We start from the raw sequence: 4,828 nt of genomic DNA, 5'->3' as shown, positions 1-4,828 counted from the left end.
TACCCGCTTAAAAGGCTAGAGCTGGTGCCCACTTAAATTTAAGTGCACACCATGTCTTGGCTTTGCGGGGCTGGGTAGATGACTTGGCCGGACGCATACACATAAATGGGGGCGGACGTCCGTTGTTGTGATCATTTCCATGGACATCTGCGTTTACGATAAAAGCCACGAATAATGGGCCTTCGGGCTATGTCCATGGGCTCATCATTCGTAGGTACTCGTTCTATGCGAGCTGTGAGCGCGTCTTTAGACCCGATTTGGCCAAGACCCCAATCGTAGTACTCAGCAACAACGACGGGTGTGTGATAGCTCGATCCTACGATGCGAAGCCGTTCGTAAAAATGGGCGAACCATATTTCCAAATTCGAGACAAGCTGAAGCAGCATGGAATAGTGCCGTTTTCCAGCAATTATGCCCTGTATGGCGACATGTCCGAACGCGTCATGACTATTTTGGAATCTACGGTCGACTCTTGGGAGTGGTACTCGATCGATGAAATCTGGCTTAGCATGGATGGTATGCTTGGTAGCCTTGAGGCATTCGACCGTGATCTTCGGTCCCGCGTTTTGCGCTGCACGAGCATCCCGGTCGGCGTTGGAATAGCATCCACTAAAACCCTTGCCAAGTTGGCCAACCACACTTCCAAGCGCTTGCAAGCTCAAACTGGAGGCGTTGTGGATATTCGTGATTCTTTCAAGCGAGACTGGGTCTTGCGTAACACCGCGGTAAGGGAGATCTGGGGAATTGGTAGGCGAATGACAGCGCACCTGGAATCCATGGGTATCCTGAGGGCTATGGACTTGGCAACGGCTGATCCCAAGATGCTGCGGCGAAAATTTAGCGTGGTGGTGGAGAAGACCGCCCGTGAACTGGCAGGCATATCATGCTTGGACGTTGAAGAGGTCGAGCAGCCAAAGCAAGAGATCTGCTGCAGTCGGGCATTCGGCAAACGCCTCACAGAGATTGAACCGATCAAACAGGCAGTGGCCACTTACGTTGGACGCGCAGCGGAAAAACTCCGAGCTCAACGTTCGATGTGCAAGCGCCTGCGAGTGAGCATCCGCACGGGTATGTTCAATCCTGACGAGGCCAAATACGCCAACGGTGCGCTGGTGGAGTTGCCGTATCCCACCAACGACGTGCGTCTCATGACAAAGGCTGCAACCGAAGCAGTCAACCGCCTGTTCCGGCCTGGCTTCAAGTACAGCAAGGCGGAAGTCCTGCTGCTGGACCTGCGTCAGCCTGGCGAATTTACCGACGACCTGTTTGCCGCTTCACAGCCAGCGGCAGCAGAGCAGGTGATGAGTGTACTGGATGAAATCAACGCACGCTGGGGCAGGGGGACATTGCGAGCGGGAAGTGTACCAACCGATCCTGAATGGGCGATGCGTCGGGACATGATGAGCCAGAGTTATACGACGCGGCTGGATCAACTTTGGAAAGTCAAATGTGAATGATAAAAACTTGAAAGTTGAAGGGCGGGAATGTTCTTCGGCAGAACGCTGGGGAGGGAGTTCTGCAGTTTCGGCATAAGCTGAATTAACCCCCGTTGGGACCAGTTTTGGAACCAACGGGTGCATTTCAGTGCATTACTGGTGACGACTCATGATGACTTTGACCTTCGTGCCCGCGACGATAGCTCTGCTGTTGAGCCAAAGCTGCATGATTGAACCCTGGCGGTGGGGCAGGGCTGTCCGATGTTGTGCGCTCGGGTATTCGAGTCGTGGAGGGCGGTCATGCCACCGACGTTACCGCATTTGTGGGCACACTGGCGTCTCGCCGTTATATTGCGTGCTGAACCATCAGGATAAGTGAGCGAATTTCAGGTTTCGAGACAAAAGGCAAAGCAGTAGCAATGACCAGGGAAGGATGGAATAGACTGACCTGTGCCAGCTTTATTTATTGAGAGGCTGGATTTTCTGCTCGGGGCCTCAGCCGACATGCTTCGACCCAACGCCCGCCGTGAGCATGATTGGCTGATCGCACAAGCTGCTTCAGCGTGCTTGCAAGGGATTCCTGACTGAGTGCTTGTGTCAGTGTTTTTATTTCCTGAAACGGACCTTGATCTGAAAGAAACTGCCGTAATATCGGGCGGGTTCCATTTCTTTTATGCATATCAAGTCAAGGTTGCCATATGCCAGGTCCCATGGAGCAGGTGCAGGAAAATATTCAAGAGCTGATCGAGACCGCAGAAGCCCTCGCGGATGAAGCGGAGAGCTATATCCAGAGAGCTTCAGAGATCAATGATCAATATTGCGCCATGGACGCCAGAAATCCGGTGCCTCTTGATGAGCAGCCTTACGGAGAAGAGTTGGCACTATTGGGACCGGCTCCGCAGGTTTTGCGCGAACTTGTCGTTGAGCTTGAGCGCGCATCTGTTGCTGACGTTACTTTTGCAGGTCTTGATAACCTGATAGACGCCGCGACCAAGCAGATCGAAAGCGTCCAGTCAACGCTATGGGGCTTGACCGAACTGCCAAGCGATGAAGATGAATTTGACGACGACGGGTTTGTGCTTGGGCTTGGGTATACAGTTGCGGACACGGTTGTGGACGTGGTTGCGGATTCGGTTACGGGTGCCGATCCTGACCAGGACCAGGACCAGGACCAGGACCAGGATGAAGATGAAGATGAAGATGAAGATGACGATTAATCGGTCTGACCTGTTTGGGCCTAAGTATCCAGTGTTGAGGGCGTATTGACTGGTCGGCTTCAGCTTTGCACAACGGCTCGTGGAGATTGATGCTCCTGAACGCTCCCTCATAGGCAGCACAGCGCAGTTGCATATCCCTTTTTTCTCGGTGCAAGGAGTTGCTGTGCATCAGGTTGTCGTAAAGGCGTTGAATGTGATTGAAAAAGAAAGCCTTGAGCCTGAGTACACTGAAGCTTTCGACGCTGTTCGGGCTGTCGTCATAGAGTTGGGTGAGCACAACCTGGCTGACCTGCTGTTTGCCGATATTTCTGATTCGGTCTCAGTTCTGCAGGTGAGCAGGCTCTTCGACTTTCTGGCCTGGCAAACAGATGACAATGGATCGGCGATGACTAGGACCGTAGAGCGTTGGCTTATCGAAGGCACGAATTTGCGCAAGATTCAAATTGCGCTCAATCTCGGGATGTACCCTTTTCCGGATGCGCTTGAAATGCGTCGAGTGCTATCAGACGTTGCGGTGTGCCATCCCCAAGTAGCCGATAAGTGCCAGCAATTGATTGCTTCCACGCAAGGCCGGTAAAGTTGTCAACCTTCTGCAGCCTGCTTTCTGAAGGGACTGTGCTCTTTGCAGCTTGGTGTCCAATGCCCGTTCAAAAAGGGAATCTTCAGGCCCTTGTTTCCGGCGTCAAACCTGGCGACGATTGGTAAAAAGTTGGCGTCGTACTCGTCTATTATGGCTGAAGCGATTTGGCCAGAAGAGGATGCACAATGTTTTCAAAGTCCGATCTCCAACGAGTTCTTGAAACAGCTTTTTTGCCTTCCAGGTGCGAATGCACGATTGCTGCGAACGAAACTTTTTCGGTCAAGCTACTCCACCCCGAATCGGGTGACATCCAGCTGTATGTCACCGGGACGCCTCTGTCTGAGCTGTCCACCAGCAGATCCATTGCGCGTTTTGTACTCTCGCTGAAAGAGCAGAGAGACCTTATGAGTCAGATGGAACTGTCCATGAAGCGACTGGCGTAGAGCGAGCAAGGAAGTCGTGACACTGTCGAGCGGGCTCAAAATGGAGCCGCGACACCAGAGTACTCTCCGGCATGCTCCTTTGGGCTGGCGGGAAAGCGGGACTGATGATCAATATAATGACTGACCCTGACGGTCGGGCAGTTGTGTGAAGGAGCCTGAAAATCGCTGTTCAGAGGCCGTATCAGTCTTGAGGGGGGCAGCTGTTGCTGCACTGCGACGTTGACCTTCAGGGCTTTGGGTACTGCATGAATTGATGTGTCGATAATGTCATGAGGCTGCACATAAACAGCCCCATCATTTGACTCGATTCGGTAAATTGCGGTTTTATCAAAGATTTCCCCAAAGGGCACTCTGGAAAGCCATACTTCGAAAATTTACCGCTTCAGATTTGTTTTCTGGGCCCATCTGAAAAGGCAGGTGCAACGCGTTATTTGCTTTTCGAGGGCTTTCTTGTCTTCCGTGTAACCGGCCGGGGGAGCGCATCTACCGAATCCTGCCGATAAAATCGATTGTGCCCACGAGTTCGAAACTCTCCTTGTAAACAACGATATCTTCGCAGACCAGCTTGCCTTTCCAACCGTGAGAAAGTTTCGAGCATACTCACCCGCGCGACTGGGGCCGAAGTCATGGACAGCAGCAGCTGTTTCGCAGATCGGGTGGGTGGTGTATGCCCAAAAATATAAGAACGGCGGGTTTTCTTCGAGTCCGCAGCGAGCATGTGGACGGGTGTTTCGTCTGCGTGTACGAGCTGTTGTTCGATCACCACGTTAGTGCTCATTGCGGCTCTGGAGGACAATGGATTTGGAAACTCAGGCCCTCATCGTGCTGTGCCCCCTACTCAAGACTGAAGGTTTCTGGGCAAAACGTGCCTTGAGTGGTTGACCAGGCTACGGTCGTTCCATTGAGTTATAGTCATGTCATTGTTGAGCTACCCCAATGACCTGGGCTACAGCTCATATCGCATCAGTTGCACCAGCGCCCCGGCCTGAAAACCAAGGCCAAGTCATTAGAAGGACGCCATTTCACGTCCGCAGAGAGTCAGGGAAAATGTAATGTAAGCGCTCCATGAACCCCACATTCAAACCACTGAGCTGATACCGGATGCTGTGCTCCCGATTCCCTTCAGGAGCCCGTTCGCCATGATGCGACCCG

Annotated in this window: 4 protein-coding genes and 1 pseudogene; 4 read left to right on the top strand and 1 reads right to left on the bottom strand. The window is 52.6% G+C overall.

Going from position 1 to position 4,828, the window contains the following annotated elements; genetic code table 11:
* Nucleotides 1-203 precede the first annotated feature (203 nt).
* The 4 genes from KDX37_RS28620 to KDX37_RS28605 all read left to right on the top strand — a co-directional run bounded on the left by KDX37_RS28620 (nt 204) and on the right by KDX37_RS28605 (nt 3,676).
* Nucleotides 204-1,457 (top strand): Y-family DNA polymerase, encoded by a 1,254-nt coding sequence (locus tag KDX37_RS28620; RefSeq protein ID WP_231656558.1) that lies wholly within the window; start codon nt 204-206, stop codon nt 1,455-1,457.
* Between the two features lie 689 nt (nt 1,458-2,146).
* Entirely contained in the window at nt 2,147-2,653 is a 507-nt protein-coding gene (locus KDX37_RS28615) for a hypothetical protein (RefSeq protein WP_231656557.1), read from the top strand.
* A 79-nt stretch (nt 2,654-2,732) separates the two neighbouring features.
* Nucleotides 2,733-3,230, top strand: a complete 498-nt coding sequence (locus KDX37_RS28610; protein ID WP_231656556.1) for a hypothetical protein — start codon at nt 2,733-2,735, stop codon at nt 3,228-3,230.
* A 188-nt stretch (nt 3,231-3,418) separates the two neighbouring features.
* The gene (locus tag KDX37_RS28605) at nt 3,419-3,676 is read left to right on the top strand and encodes a DUF1652 domain-containing protein (protein WP_231656555.1); all 258 of its coding nucleotides are present in this window, start codon (nt 3,419-3,421) and stop codon (nt 3,674-3,676) included.
* Between the two features lie 519 nt (nt 3,677-4,195).
* Here KDX37_RS28605 and KDX37_RS28600 read toward each other — a convergent pair.
* Nucleotides 4,196-4,442 (bottom strand): annotated as a pseudogene (locus KDX37_RS28600) (IS66 family transposase); the annotation flags it as partial.
* Nucleotides 4,443-4,828 lie beyond the last annotated feature (386 nt).

The sequence above is a fragment of the Pseudomonas californiensis genome (assembly GCF_021147775.1).
Taxonomy (GTDB): domain Bacteria; phylum Pseudomonadota; class Gammaproteobacteria; order Pseudomonadales; family Pseudomonadaceae; genus Aquipseudomonas; species Aquipseudomonas californiensis.
The sequence above is the reverse complement of the archived record's forward strand: the minus strand, read 5'-3'. Positions and strand labels throughout refer to the sequence as shown.

What these genes read in the sequence shown, in the direction of transcription:
- KDX37_RS28605 (WP_231656555.1), top strand. Translation starts at nt 3,419, where the DNA reads ATGTTTTCAAAGTCCGATCTCCAACGAGTTCTTGAAACAGCTTTTTTG.
- KDX37_RS28615 (WP_231656557.1), top strand. Translation starts at nt 2,147, where the DNA reads ATGGAGCAGGTGCAGGAAAATATTCAAGAGCTGATCGAGACCGCAGAA.